This window comes from Flavobacteriaceae bacterium, assembly GCA_014075215.1.
In the GTDB taxonomy this organism is placed as follows: Bacteria; Bacteroidota; Bacteroidia; order Flavobacteriales; family Flavobacteriaceae; genus Polaribacter.
The window spans coordinates 4,242,686-4,259,160 of the sequence record CP046177.1 but is presented as its reverse complement, the minus strand read 5'-3'; the positions used below and the strand labels follow the sequence as shown (position 1 = coordinate 4,259,160).

Genomic DNA, 16,475 nt, shown 5'->3' with positions numbered 1-16,475 from the left:
TTTTACACAAATTTAAGATTTTATTGTATTGGATGGAAGTTATTTACAATTTCATGTAAAGATTCTAAATCGTTTTGTACATAACGTTCTGTAGAAGATATATAACGATGCCCTGCCATCACTTGAACTTCTCTTAAATTATATTGTTTTAACCAGTTTGTAATTACACTTGCTCTTATTTGATTGGAACTATTTACTTTATGATTTATCTTTTTTAACTTCTTTAAAATAAACTGGATTGTATTTCCCAAGCGTTTGTTACTTGGAATAAAGATTCTATCAGTTTGTAGTTGTTTTCTATCTATAATTTCTTCTCTAACTTCTTTTATATATTCTAAAAATTCTATGACTTGCCAGGGTTTTAATTCTAATGTTCTTGAGTTACTTCTTGCTCCACTTTTTATATAAACTTTGCCTTTATAAAGTTGTAAATCTTCGAGTTCTAATTGTATGAGTTCTGTTGTATTTAATCCTTGATAGACTAGTAAACCAACGATTACTTTATTCCTCTTTGCACACAGTCTGTGGTACTTATCTGCGACATTGTCGCTTTGATAACTATAATATAAATCTTCCAATTCATCAGATTCTAAGATGTTGTAATTGACTGTTCTTTTGATGCCTTTAATGGTGGTAGTTTCTATCGGGTTATCTGGCCGCAAGGCGACAGCTATTAAATAGTTTAGATAGCTCTTTATGATTCCAAGTTTATGATTTACCGTCTTTTTATTAGTATTCTTTCTTTGTAAGTGTTTAATATATTTCATACAAGTTTTGTAATCTATTTGCTCTGGAGTTGTATGATTTCTCTTGCACCAAGAATTAAATTTCTTTACCTCGTTTGTATAACTATCTATTGTTGTTGTTCTATAATTCTCTTTCTTTAAATATTCTTTATACCCTATCATCTTCTATTGTTTTTAATAAATGAGTGTACAGTTGTGTAGATTCCAAGCTACTGTGGCCTAAAAAGGTTTTGATAGACTCTAACTTTACTTGTTGTTGTAATAAGTGTGTTGCAATGCTATGCCTTAATGTATGTAGTGTAATTTTTTTTTCTACAATCTCCTTGTTATTACTTGCTTGTATAATTTTCTGCAATCGGTTTGATAAACTCATTCCGCCCATTCTCTTGCCTTGTTTACTAATAAATAGTGCTTCTTCACTTCGACTTCGCTCAGTGCGAGTAAATTGTGGTCGTGATTCAAAGACATAGTCTTCTAGGATTTGTAAATTGTATCTATTGACGGGTATTACCCGTTCCTTGTAATTCTTTCCTTTTCTAACGTGTATGCGCTCTTTATCAAAGAATATATCTTTTATATCTAGGCTGACGGCCTCCGTCCTGCGTAATCCACAACTGTAAAAGATTACTAAGATGGCTTTATCTCTTAATCTATAATGCTCATAATTATGACTATACTCTGTTGCTTTAAAGAGTTCTTTAATTTCTAATTGTGTAAGTATATTGATTCGTTCTTCTGTTGGATTCTCTTCTGTTTTTAAATGTATATTGAAGTCTTTGTAGTTGTGTTGTTTTAAATATTCTCTAAATTTCTTAAGAGCTTGTTGGTGTTTGTTTAAGTAACTTTTACTTAAACTTCCATTTCTTGTTTGATTGGGCCTTTCTTGTAAATAACTATAATATTCTTTGACTGTCTTTGTACTAATATCATTGATACTTTTAATACTACTTTGCTCTAAATAATAAAAAAACTCCTGAAGATGTAAGGGTAAACTATACACTGTACTTTCTGCATAACCTAAGATGTCTAACCATTCTTTAAAGTTCTTCACAAAGATTTTATAAGGTTCGTTTTGTAGTATTAATTTTTTCATTCTTATCGTTTTTTATTTTTTACTCGGTATGTGTTTTTTGAAGCTTTGTTGCGAACCTTATTTAATAAACTGATTGTTAATTAAATAACTTCGCAAAAATGCTACTTGCGAAGTGGTTGCGAACTTGCGAGGGTGCGTGTCGTACAGACAAGTATTATTCTTTACCTTTTATTCTATCTATACAGTCTTGTAACGCTTTATTTATCTGCGCTTTAAGGTTTGTATATTCGTCTATATCAACAATTTCATAATGATACATTTTCCCTTTTTCTGCTTTTACGTATCTTATATAACCTTCTAATAAGAGTTGTTTAGTATAGTTTCTTAATGTACTTTCTTTGAGTCTTAATTTTCTTCTAATTTCAGAACTTGTAAACGTGGTTGTATTCTCTTCCTTTAAGTATGTTTTTAGATTCTCTAAGTGATTTCTACAAGCTCCTGTTAATGTATCTGACTTTCTTAATAATACTTCTATAATTAATTCATTTGCTTCTTTAATGTCTTCTATTTCTGTTTCTATGTATTCTTCTCCAGTTTCTTTATTTACTTTGTGTTCGCGTTGGTATTGTTTGTAAAATGTGATGGCACTTATAAATCGTAAATAATGAGCATTGGTTCTTCTTGGTTTAAAAACGGATTGCGGAAGCTCTAAATATTCTGCATACGGATTAATCACTTTGATGGGTTTTAAAACTCTCTGTATATTCTGCAATAAGCTTTTGGCTGTATGCTGTAGGCTTTCATCTACTTTTCCTGCAATGACTAATCGCTGATAATCCATAATACGTTTGTCTTGTTTTTGGCTTTCATCTATGTATAATAAAAAAGAACGATTGGCATTGTCTTCGTAAATAGTCTCTTGGGTGGTAGCGCCTGCAAAACAAACAGGGCCTTGTACTTCTAAGGGAATGGTTTTACTCTCTCCGTTTTTATCTTTATGAACCACGCGTTTTTTAATCCATTTCTTACTAGCAAATTCTCTAATGGTATACAATACTTTTTGTACGCCGTCTAAATCTTCTATCATAATAATTCGATGAGAGAGCTCTGTTTTAGCAAAATAGTACAAAGCATTTGCAGATAAAGTAGTTACTTCTATAATATCTTCTTCTGGCATTAAAGCTGCTATAGAAGATTGCAGGTGTGTTTTACCTGTTCCAGAACTTCCCAAAGAAATACAGTGCAAAGGATTGTTGGTTTTTCTTGACGTAAAAATTAAATACATCAGCAATCTATTAACGTCTTCGCCAATAACTCCAGATTCACTGATGTATTTGTTGGTTCTCTCTAGCAAGTTTCCCTGTCTTAAAAATTCTTCTGATTCTGCAATTTCTTTAGCTGTTAACTCTTTTGTGTAGGGTTTATAGGCTTCTGCTTGTTTGTCTAATAATAAAAATCTATAATTCTGTAATTCGTGTGTGAGTTCTTGTAATACTTTTCTTACGATACTTGTTCCTATTTCTAATCTTTCTGCTGATTTTCGTACTAATTTCTCTACTTGATTATCATTATACAAGTCTATACTTTGCCTTAAAACGTTATGCTGTTTGGGTTTCTGTATGCTTATTGTTACTCGTAGACTTTCTAATTTGTTGGTTCTAATTCCACCTAAAATATGGAGTTCTAAATGTTTTGTAGTGTACTTGTAGTTGTTGGTGTTACTTGTGTCTAAAATATTCATATATGGATACTTTTAAAGTGCATTGAAAAATCTAAGGTATCCACAAATGAGTAATAAAACAATATCCATATTTGGATACTTGCTCTTAATCCCTTATTTTTACAGAAAAATTGCACGAATCTTTTTTTAAAACACCTTTTATGAACTTAATTTTATCTGATTTTATCCAAAACCTAAAGCATTATAGAACTAAAAAAGAGCTTACTCAAAAACAATTGGCTAACCATTTAAGGATAGGTCATGGAAATATTGCACGGTATGAACGTGGTGAAGTGGTACCAAAACTAGATGTAGTATTGGCGATTGCTAAAAAACTAGAAGTCTCTTTAGATGCCTTATGTGGACTTGATAAAGAAAAGGATACTGAACTAACTCTTTTAATACAAAAGTCTCAGAAACTTGCTTTAAAAGACAAAGAACTACTAAAACAACTTATTGTAAAATTTGTGAACTTCAACTAATCTTTTTAAAAGCTATTTTGTAAATTAGTGCTATTATAAATACTAATTTTTAGCTATGAAGTTTCACATTAAAGATGAGCACGATTTTTTTAAGCATTTTGGCAAACAAACAAATGAAAGCTTAACATTACCTAATGACCAAAATTGCCCTTATAAATTTGAAGAAAATATACGTCTCTTAGCAGCGCATTATGACAATACCACAGAGGCTGACCAAGGTTTCTTTTTTGATTTTGAACAAACTCCTGAATATAAAATGGTTTTAGACTATTTGGTTACTTTCTACAATTGGAATCTTGAACAACCTTTTTTTATTAGAAAACCCAAAGAGTGAAAGCCTATTCAAAAAATCCTGTACTATCTATTTCTAAAATAGTAGTATCATCTGCATAATTCCTAGCACTTGAGTATTTCCAATCAATAGAATTTGTTACAAAACCACTCTCTACAGGATTGTTATGTATATAATCTATTTTCTGTTTGATAACTTTTTCACTCCATAACTCTACAGGTTTATTATGATGTTGCCAAAACTGATATTTAGAGATATTTCCCTGTTTCTTTCCTGCTCTTTTAAACATCCATAATAACCATTCTTTTCTACTTTCTTGTGGATTGTTTTCTATAGCTTCTATAGTTTTCTTTGAAGTATGTCGTTTAAAATCTCTTAATAATTCTGAAGGTTCGCTATTTGATGAACGAAAAATAAAATGTACATGACTTGGCATAAAACAATAACAATACAACTCCATTCCTTTTTCCTTTCTACAATAATTTATACTGTCTGCTAATACATCAAAATAGACTTGTCGTGTAAAAACATCTATCCAATTGATTGTTGCAAAACTCACAAAATATAAACCACTCTTATTATAAAATTTATAATTTCTACTCATAGCATTGCTAAAATACAAAAAGCTACGCTTTGCAGCATAGCTTTTTGTTGTTATCATCTTTGACGCCACTAGTTACAAACTAGCGGGAGCCTTTAGATTAGCAAATAGAAATAATTACTTAAAATAAAAACATAATAGTTATGATGAAATTTCTTTTTTTGCTTCTTTTTTTCTTTGTTAATAACTCTTATTTTGTTGATAACCAAAAACACAAAAGAACGGAGTGAACTTTAGCGGCCAGCTAGCTTTTTAGAGCCATCCCCCGATTAGTCTCCGTTCTTTTTAAAAGTTACTTAGAACCATATAGAATTTCAGTTTCTGCCCTTATTAAAGGTCTTAGTTTAAGTAACTATTATTAATATCTAATTACAAAATTATGAAAACAAATGAAATTATCGGAATCGATGTCAGTAAATTATTAATTGATGTTTGTATCTATTCTAAACAAATTGTTCAACAGTTTGAGAACAGTAAATCTGGATTTAAATTAATGCTAAAGTGGAGTTTTAAAAATTCGTCTTTCTCTAAAGAAGAAACCATGTTTGTATTTGAACATACAGGAATGTACTCTCATTTATTATCTGTGTCTTTAACTGAACAAAAATTATCTTTTTTCATAGCTTCTGGTTTAGAAATTAAAAGATCTATTGGTATTGCTCGTGGAAAGGATGACCAAATTGATGCCAAACGCATTGCTCATGGGTATCGATTAAAAGAAGAACTTAAACCCAGTAAGCTACCTAAAAGAAGTATATTACAACTAAAAAGTCTCTTATCTTTAAGGACAAAACTTAACAAACAAAGAGCTGGTTTTAAAGTTACTTTGAAAGAACAAAAAAGAATTTATAAAGCAAAAGAGTATAAAATAATCTTTGACGTTCAACAAAAAATGATTGCAGAACTAACCAAACAAATACACAAGATTAATACTCAAATGCAAGCTATTATTGACCAAAATATAATGTTAAAAGAAACCTATAACCTTGTTACTAGTGTTAAAGGTATAGGAATGCAAACTGCTATAATGATGATTGTGTTTACTGACAATTTTTCAAAATTTGAAAACTGGAGAAAGTTTGCCTCTTATTGTGGTGTTGCTCCTTTTCCTTACCAATCTGGAACTAGTATTAAAGGACGTACAAAAGTCTCTCATTTGGCTAATAAAAAATTGAAAGCAATTATTAATATGTGCGCTATTTCTGCTATACAACATAACCCAGAAATGAAATTATACTATCATAAAAGAATAAAACAAGGCAAAAGTAAAATGAGTACCGTTAACATTATTAGAAACAAATTAATAGCAAGAGTGTTTGCCGTTGTCAAACGACAAACACCCTATGTAGATACTTTTAAATTTGCTGCATAAATTAGTAAAAATAATATCTCAACTTTTACTTGTTTTTATCATAGAATACGGGGAAAGAGGTTTCTACGATTGAAAATCTAGTAACTGATTCTGCTAACTACGGAAAAACAAAAGTTACTTTGTATTATCATGCGCTTAGAAATGGTTTGGTGTTTTGTGGAAAATCTACCTTTAATAAATATGCATCTGCTTTAGGGTATATAAAACCAAAGCGTTTTAAGTCTGAAAGAAAAAAAGGATTGAAAGCCAATAGAATTTTTGAATGGTTACATGTGGATATTACTAACGTGAATACAGTAGAAGACGGAATACAAAAAGTAGCTTTTGTAAAAGACAATTTTTCTAAAGCGATATTACACAAAGCATCTACTAATGGAAAAGCTGGAAGCGAGTTTATTAAAAAACTTTTTCAAGAGACTTTTGAAAAGTACGGTTTATACAATGCTGTAAAACCCATTAATATTTTATCTGATGGTGGAAGTGAGAATAAAGGAGAATTCTTAACGTGGATAGATAGCATAAAAGCACCTCCAGTAGTTACCAAAATAACAGCACAAACCAAAGACTTTCCTTTTTCGAATTCTATGTCTGAGAGTACACACAGTATTTATAAAACTGAATTTCTACATGGAAAATATTCTCTTAATGAAAAATCACATCTTAAAGATTTAGAACGTTTTGTTGAATATTATAATTACCATAGATTTCCCACAGAATTATATGGATTAGCTCCTATGGAAGTCATCCTTGGCAAAATTCCCAACAAACATTTCTTCAGAGAAAAAATACAGGATGCTAGAAAAAATAGAGTACGAACCAATCAAGAATTTAATGCTTGTGTAATTCCTATAGGGTGTAATTCTTAAAATACTTCAAATAAACTCATTTCCTAGATAACTCTGGTTACGATTATATAAAATTCACTTTATAGTCATGAAAGAACATAGAAATATCCACTATTAAATATTCCTATGTCTTTATAAATTTTCAACTTATGTCATTTCCTTAAAACCCTTGTCATTATTGGAAAGTTCCAATGTTGGAACCTTTTTGTCGTGGTTTTAATAGTGTGTGCCATGCGCTTATTAGAGATTACAGAACTAAAAAGGCATACGCTTCTTAAACAAAAAACCACCTCGTTAAAGGTGGTTTTTATTTTGGTTTGATTAATATTGTTATTTGTAGGCTTTAGGATTATTACTAAAACTAATTTCTACAATACTATCTTTGAGATAAATAACTTTAATTAAATTAGTTTTCACATTATCAATTTTTATCGATTTCCCTTTGTTAATCCTAAACTCAATCTTTTTAAAACTTGATAGCTTACCTAAATCAATATAATCAGCATAACCTGTACTTCCGTCAGTAGTTAAAAAATACTCTATACTTTCTCCATTAAAATTTACATTTAATAAATCTTTATCAAATTCCGTTTCGAAAACGATATGTAATATATCGCTATTCGATTTGTAAATTGTATCCTCTTTACTACCAATAATAACTTTATATTTGTCTCTTATTAAATTATTCTTTTTTATTGTCTTTTTACAGCTAAGAACAAAGCAAATGAAAACAAAAAAAATAATTTTTATTGATAATTTCATTTTCAATTCTTTTTTGGTTTATAAAATCTTCCTCTAGGTTGGCTCTTGGTATTATTATAAATCACGCTTTTTTGCTTTTTATTAACAACTTGTTTCGCTCTACCATTAGTTCTCATTAAATTGTTTTGCTCCAAAGGAATGTTATTATTCCTAGATACTCTATTATTTTTTGAAGATTGATGATTTAACCCAGCTGCGTGCCCAAATTCGTGAGCTCCATTTGTCCCTATATCTTCTTTTAATACTGCCTCGTATGGTCCTGGCGCTGCTCTACCTGGAATTAAAAGTTGCATTCTATTTGTTTCTGTATTGCCAATTTCATCTGTCTTTCCATCAGCAGCAGCTACTCTGTCTTTACCAGTTATAGGGCTTTTTTCTGTTACTTTATCTGTAAATTCAATCGCAAAATCAGATGAACTAATTTCATCAACAAACTCCAATTTTACATTCATACTTGTAATATTACCATCTGCATCAGTACCAGAAAATTTATCTGTAATTGCACTTGCTACATCAGTGGCATAACTTATTATGTCCTTTTGTGAGGCACTTGAATTATTAACGACTTTTATATTAGCTGTATAATCAACGTGATTCTGCCCCTCTTTATCTAACCACTCATGTTTTCTTAATTCAAGCCCCTCAAGTTCGGTACCAAGACCAAGTTTATTTTCTTGGAATGCATAAGTTGAATTATACACATAATCTGCAGCTAAAGGATCAATAGCAAAAAATCTTCCAATTGTTGGGTCATAATGTCTAAAAGTATATTCATACATATTATATCCTAAGTCTTCTGTTAATTCTTGTCCTTGATATTTCCACTTCTGTGCGGTACTATTCCCATTAGAACTAACTACATTATTATACCCTTTTTGTTTAAGCCCAAAGGGGTAATACGCATTTTCCTCTATAATTTCCTCCTGCGATATATCCCCTGATTCATCGGTATCTGCATAGGATAATCGTACATTGCCTAAGTGGTCTTTGTATTGATACACATATCCGAACTTGCCATCCTCGTTTTTTACATACCCCTCCGGCTGATTAAAGAACTGTAGTTTATCATTTTCATAAATATGATTCCCTGCATAGTCTGTTGTTGTAAAACTACTAGCATAACCATCATCAACTACTTTTCTTAACTTTACTCCACTTGCATCATAAGTATACAAAATTTTACCTGTTTCTAATTGTACTAAAGTTGGTAAATTCAAGTGATTGTAATCTATATGTATAATGCCTTTATTCTTATCTGCAATCATATTTCCATTGGTATCATAGGTGTAATCTACAGTTGAAGTATTTCCATCTTTAAAGCCTTGTGTAATTTCAGATTTATCCAATACTCCTAGTAATTTATTCCCTGTATCATAACGATAATGTAAATCGTCCATCACCCCAAACTCTGTTGCTTCTTCATTTACGTGTCCATATCTTTCAAGACCTAAAATATTTCCATTCTTGTCATAATTTACTCCTTTTAAATCATAATTTGATGAAGTTGAGCCTGTTGCCCCTGTGATTCTATTTAACGCATCATAAGAATAGCTGTACATTTTCTCGCTGGTATCGGTATTGTCAGTACTCCAAATAGTCTGACTGATATTTCCATTGTATAGGGCTGTTGCGTTCACAGGGTCGTTGTATCGTAAGGTAAAGTTAAACAAATCCCGGTCATCTTTTGTATCCTGATTGATATTTTTTAACCACCCCCTTACATTATATCGGTAATCTACCTCTTGCAACCCTTTGTCGTTGTCTACGATGTGCAAGTCTTGGATTCTTGTTCCATCTGAGTGCATTGAAATATCTCCCAATAGGTTTCCAACAGGTGTCTTAGATGAGATATAAATTACTTCATTATTCTTTTTGTAATAAATTTTATTTGCTTTGCGTTCTACTCTAATGACATCTCCGGCAACAAAAGGTCCACAATTCTTTTTCCAAGATCCTGATTCATAAATATGAATATGAGTACCTGCAGGATATGCTGCAAAATCTATTGTATTGTAAGAAGGACTGGAATTGTCGGAAGATAACCCTACCATATACCATTTGTTTGTAGATGCTGTTTTGAACTCTATATACCCATCCCCTTCAATACTTCCTAAGGTAGCCAATCCTTCATTCCAACCGTTGCTACCGGTCTTGGTGATGATATCTCCTGAAATACTGATTCCACTGGTTATATCTTTATAGCCCGATTTGGCGGCATTGCCTACCAGCTTGCTTTTGAGTTGTCCCAGCTCATCATAACGGTTGCTTACCATTCGCTCTGTAATTTGGTCATTTACTTTTTGATTTTGAGAGAGCAGCCTGTCTTGGTGGTCATATTCAAAATAGTCTTTTACCACCACATCTGCCTTACCGGTTTTCTTATGGGTGGTAGTGGTCTCTAATACCTTACCTGTAAAATCCAGTTTTGTCTCTGCTATATCGATGGCTTGCAGATACTCATTGTTTGTATATACATAAATCGGCCGGGCCTTCTCATCGTAATAGTTTACCGTAGTGATCCACTGACTGGTACGGAGTACTTTGGTTTTGCTACCACCACTCAGACCTTTTATGTTAGTTGTCAGCGTTTTTCCGTATACAGTGCCTACGGCAGTAGGTAACAGGCCGCCTGCTCTGTCAAAGTCATAGGAATCGTAGTAGTTTACGGTAAATACTTCTGTGTTTGACTTAGGGAAGTTTTCATTGGTATAGTCTATCTGCAAAGGGTCTGTGGTGGCAGTATTGGCAATTCTGGTCTCGTATAACCTCGCTGCTGCAAGTGTGCTTCCTGCCTGATTTTCCGTATCAAACAAATGTTGCATGTTTATTCGGGTGATCGTATTACTATGAGTATAGACTCCCGTATAGGCTACTCTGCTATGTATATCATACTTGGTAAAAAGCCACTTTTTTTGTGCTCTTTGCAGTGCATCTTGAGTGAGTACCGGCCTGTCCAGTGCATCATAGATGATATATTCCCATCCCTTACCGGGTATCTTTTTTGCTACCAGGCGATTCCTGTGGTCATAGGTATACTGATATCCCAACTCATCCAATTTGCTTAGAATATCACTGATACCGGAAGTAGTGCCTTCTATTTTGGGAGGGAGCACATAGGTCAGATTTCCGTAATCGTCATAGATATAATAGGTATCGTGTGCTACGGCCGATTCTCCGCTGTCTGTAGTATCTCCGTCGTCATTGAGGTCTACACTGATATAGGTTCTTTTTAAGAGTACCTGCCCGCTCTTGTCTTTAAACTCTTCGGTGGTATGGTTCAAACCCTTTGCAGGAGTCCAGTTCTCATCTTTGGTAATGGTTTTGGTCAGTGTTCCCTGGCTGTAATAATTCCCGTTTGCCGTTAGTGTGGGCGTATAGGTATTGTTTGAAAAGCTTAGTGATACGCTGTAATCTTTTACCTCTGTGGCGGTATTGGTATGGTATTCAAATTTAATGGTATGTCCGTCCGAATAGCCTTTACCGGAAATGAGGTTATCTCCTTTTTTCCAGGCACTTCCCGGTGCAGTTTGTTCGTAGATTCTTCCCAAGGGGGAGTTTTCCAATACTTTCTCCGAATAGGCATTGATGTTTATAGGAGTGGTAATATCGGGAAAGTCATCAGCATAGCTGTTTTGATAATACTGTTGTGTACCTTCTTTGGCAATAGGGTCAAAAACACCGTCGGAACTGTTTGAGGGATAAGGAAGATACTCTTTGGATTGGCGTCCGAATACATCGTACTCATAATGAGTTACCATATCTTGGTTGACCACTCCTGTATCAACCAATACCGTAGTTGTTTGAGCTATCACATCCAACGCATCTTCGCTTCCATCTATTTTTTGTACTACAGGGCTCCACAGATAAAGCTTGGAAGCGGGATCAGAGGCCAGAAATTGACAGCTCCCAAAACGAACATCTGACTGATCATTCCGCCAGGTAAATTCTTCTCCGTCCAAAACTTTGACTCCGTTTATGTCATAAACCCCTGAGATACCCAAATCCTCTCCTGCATAGCATAACCCGAAGGATGTACATATCCGACCACTAAATACCAGATGTCTAATGCGGGAAGATCTCCTCCAAAAAAGTTTCCGTAATTTTTAAAACTTCCATTTAATGTATGGACATTTCTGGCCAAAGAATACACTCCCCCGTCTTCCAGATTACCTGTTTTTTTCATCCAAACCGTATATCGATACGCTGAAGTATTATCAATCACAATAGGGTTTGTATCCCACCCTCCGTCGTAATAATTAGAGGCATTGTTGCTACCCTCCCACAACAGGTCCGTATGTCCAAATGGTGTGGTACCATTTGTAATCACATTGACTCCTGCTCCAAAGGGATTATAAAAACCCGAATTGGTCGGAACTCCTGCACTCCAATCATAAGGAATGGCATTGTTAGCTTCCAATGAGCCGGTTTTTCCTGCGCCCACCAAAACCGATTGTTTGGCTCTGCCCAGACCGTCGAAGTAGGTAATCGCCGTGCTGACACTGTCCGGGTTTTGGGTGCTCAGCTCATTCTCTTGTAAGGCAACTTTATAGGTTTTGCTTACCACGTAGTTCTCACTTTGGGTTTGGCTGCTCAGAACCAAAGGCAACATCATACATGCTGCTATGATATGAATGATGGTCTTTTTCATCTTGTTTGGTTTTTATAGTTATATGAATGTTCACTCAGTACATTACCATCGTGGTCTTTTACATATTGTAATCTGTTAAAAGAGTCGTAATGGTAATAAAGGGTTCTTCCTCTGGGGTCGGTGATGCTCGTAACCCCAATAAGCGGGTCATAAGTAAAGGTGGTGATTTGGGCTGCCGTACCACTAAAGCTATCGCGTAAGAGTGCTAAATCAGCTCTTAAATCGGACTCGGTTGAAGCGGATACATCTCTCATAGAGGAGTGTATTGCACTACTGATAGCATTTTGTTGCTCCCAGGTAAAACAAACTTCGCCGATAAGTCCGTCGGGAGCAGCGCATGGATACCCTTTATCTTGGCAATAGGATATGTTTTATCATAGCCCCATACGTAATAAATTCTGCCACCGTCTTTCTTGCTGACTTCTACCGGATTGCCTTTTGAATCATATTTATGATATATAATTCTATCTTCCAAGGGATTGGTATCCGCATCATAAATTCCTTTTAGAGTGGCCACACTTTGCGGAAGTACCAGGCCTGTGTCTTCTATATTATAATTGGTACGTACTACCGATACCACAGAACCGTTCTTTCTGGTCTCTACCTGAACAGGGGTAGCTAACTGGTGGGTTCTATCCGGATTGTTTACATCGGGTGCTCTCATCTTAACGATCGCATTGACCTGGGAACGTGTCAGATCGTCATAACCCAGATCCGAATAGCCTAAAACATCCGAAGGGTAGTAATTCGTAGTTTCCACTACATCACCTCTACTATCGGTCATACTACTGCCTTTTTGCTGGTAATGCTTGTCGTAGTCGTAGCGATAGGTAGTGGTGTTTTCTACTATCCCCGTATCGTTGTATATCCTTTCGGTGGTGCTGTCCAAATGTAGCGTTCCTCCTGTTAAATCGTACATTCGATAGGCGTTATGGTAATTGGGGTTGTTATTAGCCGAATTCCCTTGTGCGTACCTTTTAAGCATGAATAAAGGTAACCTAAAACTAGTTCTGGTTTTTTGGTAATTCCAGTCAGAATTGGTACTCCATTCAAATTCTTCTCCTCTAGGCATAAAAATAAATTGCTCATCTTGGGGAATGTCATCTGAAAATTGAAGCCCGCCAATACTTCCAAACGGAATCACAAAATCAGGTGTATACAGCCTATCGCCATATCGATATTTGTTATGAACTTGTTTTACTAACTTGTACTCAATGCTTCCGTCAGTCCTGTTGCCATCGTTTTTGTAATAATAAACTCCAACTGGTTTGCCTCTGAGCCACTCATTATCCGTAGGCGGATGATAAGGAAATTCAAAATAATCTCCTCCCGAATCATTGAAGTTAGTAAAACCATACTCTGTTTTACCTATATTATTATTCTTAGTCCCCTGATATTCTACGACACCGGAATATCCAATATAATTGGATTGAAAACTACTAAATGCACTGCCGGAATCGTAATAAGAAGTATAAGGGGTAGTAAACCCGTAGAAATCACCGTCATAACCTTCAATAGGCTTATTTAAAAAAGCAGGCAACCCTTTAATACTCCCACTTGGATTAGTTGGTTCTTGAGAGAAGTCATCTGTTGGATAAACATACTCGTATTCCTTAACACTTAACACTCCGTTGACATCCATGTGTTCAATTTTTTTGATACGTTTTCCGGGCCCAAATAATAAGGGTAAATCCGATTGCTGTTGCCAGGATACCTGAATATTAAAAATGTAAGGAAAAGGATTAAGCTCTCCCCCTTGATTAAAATCCCAATTACCGGGATCTGTTTCCCATTCGATATCCCGAACCGGATCAAATACCAGGCGGTATTCACCCGGTTGTATATAAAAATCTGTGTCTCCGGCATACAGATAATAGGTTGGAGCACCATTAAGCCCTTCCAGTTTCATGATAAACATACAATCCTCTAGTGGATCGGCACAAGCTACGTTTTGGTCGGTACCCAAATAGTCAATAGGCAGCGTTACACTAAAACTTGCCAGAATACCATTAGGGTCAGGATTCACTGTAAACGTATCTCCGATGTACCTGTCCCCGTCATAGGCATCAGCATGTAAAAAACCAAGTCCTTGGAAATTAGGATCACTACTTCTTGGATTTATAGCAGGAAGCTTAACTAAGTCTGACCACGGTACAGATCTCCCCCTATTATGCTCGTAAGTAAATTTTGCTTTACCGCCGGTTGGATACTTTATTTCTTTTAAAATACCTGCTTCTGACTTTAGAGTATCTACACGTCTGTCAGGTATATATAAACCATAATGGAATATTCTTGTGAAAGGCCCATTGTTTTTCGCACCATTGTAATAGCCCCAATAATCTTGTCGGGAAGATAGCACACTGGGTAATACCTCTTCGTCATAGGTGAACCGGTATGGTGGCAAGTACGAATTATCACTTCCGTATTCCGAAATTTCTTTTAAGAATAGTCTTTTAAAGTACATGGCAAGGTAAGACAAACCAGGTAACATATTAGTCGTGTCCGTGCTTTCTGTATACTCATAGGCTAAATCGTAACCTTTTACCAGTTGATCATCTTGGTATATCTCTATTTTATCCAAAGCATGACCTACGAAATCTTCTCTTCCTGTTGCCTCGCTTATAAATTCTATTTTATCTCTGCCATTATTAAATTCAATACGACTAATTTGGTATTCATAATTTTGTATTCTTGAAATTTTAGTGCGTATCTGTTCCAAATCACCCATCCCGACAATACCTGTGGTAGATCCTTCTGGGTTCGGATTTATATGAAAATCTCCGGATTTTCCCCAATATACTCCTCCTTGATTTTCATAAAAAAAGCTGATAATATCCCCTGTGACTGTCTCTATATCCATTAATTTCCAGGCACTGTAAAATTCGTCCGAGTCATCCGCTGGCGGATCTAGCACCTGGTTTCCCCAATAATCTATCGTGTATCCTGTAGAATGTTGATAATCCCGGGCTTTGCGTAGTCCGTTTTTTGATACCCCAAAATAGTACTTGTTTCCATTAGCATCTGTCATTACAAAGGCATCTATTTTACCTGACCAGCCATTTTCTCTGGTGTAACCAATGGTGATATCCCCAAAACTCTGTATCAAAGGTTGGCCGTCTGTATAATCCAGTACAAACTTACCACTCACTCCGCCTGCATTAAAAGTAAATTGGTCAGGATAAAAATCGACTGTAAGTTCATTGTCAGAATTATGAACTGCTTGTCTTGTCTGCAAATCTTGAGGATAATTCACAAAATAATGACCTCTTGCCAAATAACCTTTTATACTTTCATCGCTTTTTCCCCGCATTTGCCTGGAAATACTTCCGCCATATTGTAACGACCAACCCGTACCTGTACGTGGAGCTACTTCCGAGACCTGTACGCCTCTTGCATGGTAAGATAATTGTATGGGGATTTCCATACTTCCTTCTTTTATCGTGTAAATAGGTACCGAAATATTAGGAAGCCCTGTATAATGGGATACCGGAACTTCGATAAAATTGGCTAACGCCGAAGCCTCCGGCGAGGGAGGTACAATCCTGGGTAAATCCTGACTTTGAACGCAGAGCGTCAATAGCGTCGTAAGGGTGCTTAAAAATAATTTTTTCATATTGATTTGTTTTAAATGATACTTCTGTGTTGTTGGTTTGCTGTTGTCATATATTGCGGTTTTATAAAATAACAAAACAAACCTATTTGTTTTTTTTGAGACTCGAGTACGGCCGAGCGTTACTAAAAGTACGCCTGATCAGTACTTTTTCGCTTTTTTTCATATAGTGTAGCTTTTTAGGGTTTATACTATTTTTAGTTATCTAATGCCAACAACAGGCTACCATTTGAACAGATACCTGTAAACAGCCGAAAAAAGCACACTACTCCAAGGGGTCTTCATCTTAACTCTGAAAAAACTATGGGGTCATAGCAATCTTCGTCTATTATATTAGCAATGTCAAAAGTAGACAATATAAATA

13 protein-coding genes are annotated in these 16,475 nt (G+C 34.9%); 4 read left to right on the top strand and 9 right to left on the bottom strand.

All coding sequences use genetic code 11. The annotated features are described in order from the left end of the window. Positions 1 to 20 precede the first annotated feature (20 nt). The 3 genes from GKR88_21100 to GKR88_21090 form a co-directional block, all read right to left on the bottom strand. The gene (locus GKR88_21100; GenBank protein QMU66538.1) at positions 21 to 908 is read right to left on the bottom strand and encodes a tyrosine-type recombinase/integrase; all 888 of its coding nucleotides are present in this window, start codon (positions 906 to 908) and stop codon (positions 21 to 23) included. Further along, on the bottom strand, positions 895 to 1,839 hold the full coding sequence (locus GKR88_21095) for a tyrosine-type recombinase/integrase (protein ID QMU66537.1): 945 nt from the start codon (positions 1,837 to 1,839) through the stop codon (positions 895 to 897). Before GKR88_21095 ends, GKR88_21100 begins: the two co-directional genes overlap by 14 nt. A gap of 154 nt (positions 1,840 to 1,993) precedes the next feature. Further along, positions 1,994 to 3,520, bottom strand: coding sequence for a hypothetical protein (locus GKR88_21090; protein QMU66536.1), 1,527 nt, complete (start codon positions 3,518 to 3,520; stop codon positions 1,994 to 1,996). Between the two features lie 140 nt (positions 3,521 to 3,660). Here GKR88_21090 and GKR88_21085 point away from each other — a divergent pair, with 140 nt between their 5' ends. Next, entirely contained in the window at positions 3,661 to 3,981 is a 321-nt protein-coding gene (locus tag GKR88_21085) for a helix-turn-helix domain-containing protein (GenBank protein ID QMU66535.1), read from the top strand. A gap of 55 nt (positions 3,982 to 4,036) precedes the next feature. Next, positions 4,037 to 4,315 (top strand): hypothetical protein, encoded by a 279-nt coding sequence (locus GKR88_21080; protein ID QMU66534.1) that lies wholly within the window; start codon positions 4,037 to 4,039, stop codon positions 4,313 to 4,315. A 4-nt stretch (positions 4,316 to 4,319) separates the two neighbouring features. On the opposite strand, the gene GKR88_21075 is transcribed toward GKR88_21080, so the two are convergent. Further along, positions 4,320 to 4,877 (bottom strand): transposase, encoded by a 558-nt coding sequence (locus tag GKR88_21075; GenBank protein ID QMU66802.1) that lies wholly within the window; start codon positions 4,875 to 4,877, stop codon positions 4,320 to 4,322. Between the two features lie 376 nt (positions 4,878 to 5,253). Between GKR88_21075 and GKR88_21070 the strand changes: the two genes are divergently transcribed. Next, on the top strand, positions 5,254 to 6,246 hold the full coding sequence (locus GKR88_21070; GenBank protein QMU66533.1) for a transposase: 993 nt from the start codon (positions 5,254 to 5,256) through the stop codon (positions 6,244 to 6,246). A gap of 119 nt (positions 6,247 to 6,365) precedes the next feature. Next, entirely contained in the window at positions 6,366 to 7,112 is a 747-nt protein-coding gene (locus GKR88_21065; protein ID QMU66532.1) for a hypothetical protein, read from the top strand. 309 nt (positions 7,113 to 7,421) lie between these two features. Here the strand turns inward: GKR88_21065 and GKR88_21060 are convergent, their stop codons facing one another. Genes GKR88_21060 through GKR88_21040 form a run of 5 tightly spaced genes read right to left on the bottom strand, consistent with a single transcriptional unit; the run spans position 7,422 to position 16,114 of the window. Further along, complete coding sequence (locus GKR88_21060; GenBank protein ID QMU66531.1) at positions 7,422 to 7,853, bottom strand: hypothetical protein; 432 nt, start codon at positions 7,851 to 7,853, stop codon at positions 7,422 to 7,424. Between the two features lie 2 nt (positions 7,854 to 7,855). Beyond that, complete coding sequence (locus GKR88_21055) at positions 7,856 to 11,854, bottom strand: hypothetical protein (protein ID QMU66530.1); 3,999 nt, start codon at positions 11,852 to 11,854, stop codon at positions 7,856 to 7,858. Continuing rightward, positions 11,827 to 12,501 carry a hypothetical protein gene (locus tag GKR88_21050; protein ID QMU66529.1) on the bottom strand — a complete coding sequence of 225 codons (675 nt, stop codon included), beginning with the start codon at positions 12,499 to 12,501 and terminating at the stop codon, positions 11,827 to 11,829. Before GKR88_21050 ends, GKR88_21055 begins: the two co-directional genes overlap by 28 nt. After that, positions 12,498 to 12,755 (bottom strand): hypothetical protein, encoded by a 258-nt coding sequence (locus GKR88_21045; protein QMU66528.1) that lies wholly within the window; start codon positions 12,753 to 12,755, stop codon positions 12,498 to 12,500. Before GKR88_21045 ends, GKR88_21050 begins: the two co-directional genes overlap by 4 nt. Continuing rightward, on the bottom strand, positions 12,752 to 16,114 hold the full coding sequence (locus GKR88_21040; GenBank protein QMU66527.1) for a hypothetical protein: 3,363 nt from the start codon (positions 16,112 to 16,114) through the stop codon (positions 12,752 to 12,754). Before GKR88_21040 ends, GKR88_21045 begins: the two co-directional genes overlap by 4 nt. Between the last annotated feature and the right edge of the window lie 361 nt (positions 16,115 to 16,475).

Excerpts from the sequence above, each read along its gene's own strand:
- GKR88_21100 (QMU66538.1), bottom strand. The coding sequence starts at position 908 with ATGATAGGGTATAAAGAATATTTAAAGAAAGAGAATTATAGAACAACA.
- GKR88_21095 (QMU66537.1), bottom strand. The coding sequence starts at position 1,839 with ATGAAAAAATTAATACTACAAAACGAACCTTATAAAATCTTTGTGAAG.
- GKR88_21090 (QMU66536.1), bottom strand. The coding sequence starts at position 3,520 with ATGAATATTTTAGACACAAGTAACACCAACAACTACAAGTACACTACA.
- GKR88_21085 (QMU66535.1), top strand. The coding sequence starts at position 3,661 with ATGAACTTAATTTTATCTGATTTTATCCAAAACCTAAAGCATTATAGA.
- GKR88_21080 (QMU66534.1), top strand. The coding sequence starts at position 4,037 with ATGAAGTTTCACATTAAAGATGAGCACGATTTTTTTAAGCATTTTGGC.
- GKR88_21075 (QMU66802.1), bottom strand. The coding sequence starts at position 4,877 with ATGAGTAGAAATTATAAATTTTATAATAAGAGTGGTTTATATTTTGTG.
- GKR88_21070 (QMU66533.1), top strand. The coding sequence starts at position 5,254 with ATGAAAACAAATGAAATTATCGGAATCGATGTCAGTAAATTATTAATT.
- GKR88_21060 (QMU66531.1), bottom strand. The coding sequence starts at position 7,853 with ATGAAATTATCAATAAAAATTATTTTTTTTGTTTTCATTTGCTTTGTT.
- GKR88_21050 (QMU66529.1), bottom strand. The coding sequence starts at position 12,501 with ATGAAAAAGACCATCATTCATATCATAGCAGCATGTATGATGTTGCCT.
- GKR88_21045 (QMU66528.1), bottom strand. The coding sequence starts at position 12,755 with ATGAGAGATGTATCCGCTTCAACCGAGTCCGATTTAAGAGCTGATTTA.
- GKR88_21040 (QMU66527.1), bottom strand. The coding sequence starts at position 16,114 with ATGAAAAAATTATTTTTAAGCACCCTTACGACGCTATTGACGCTCTGC.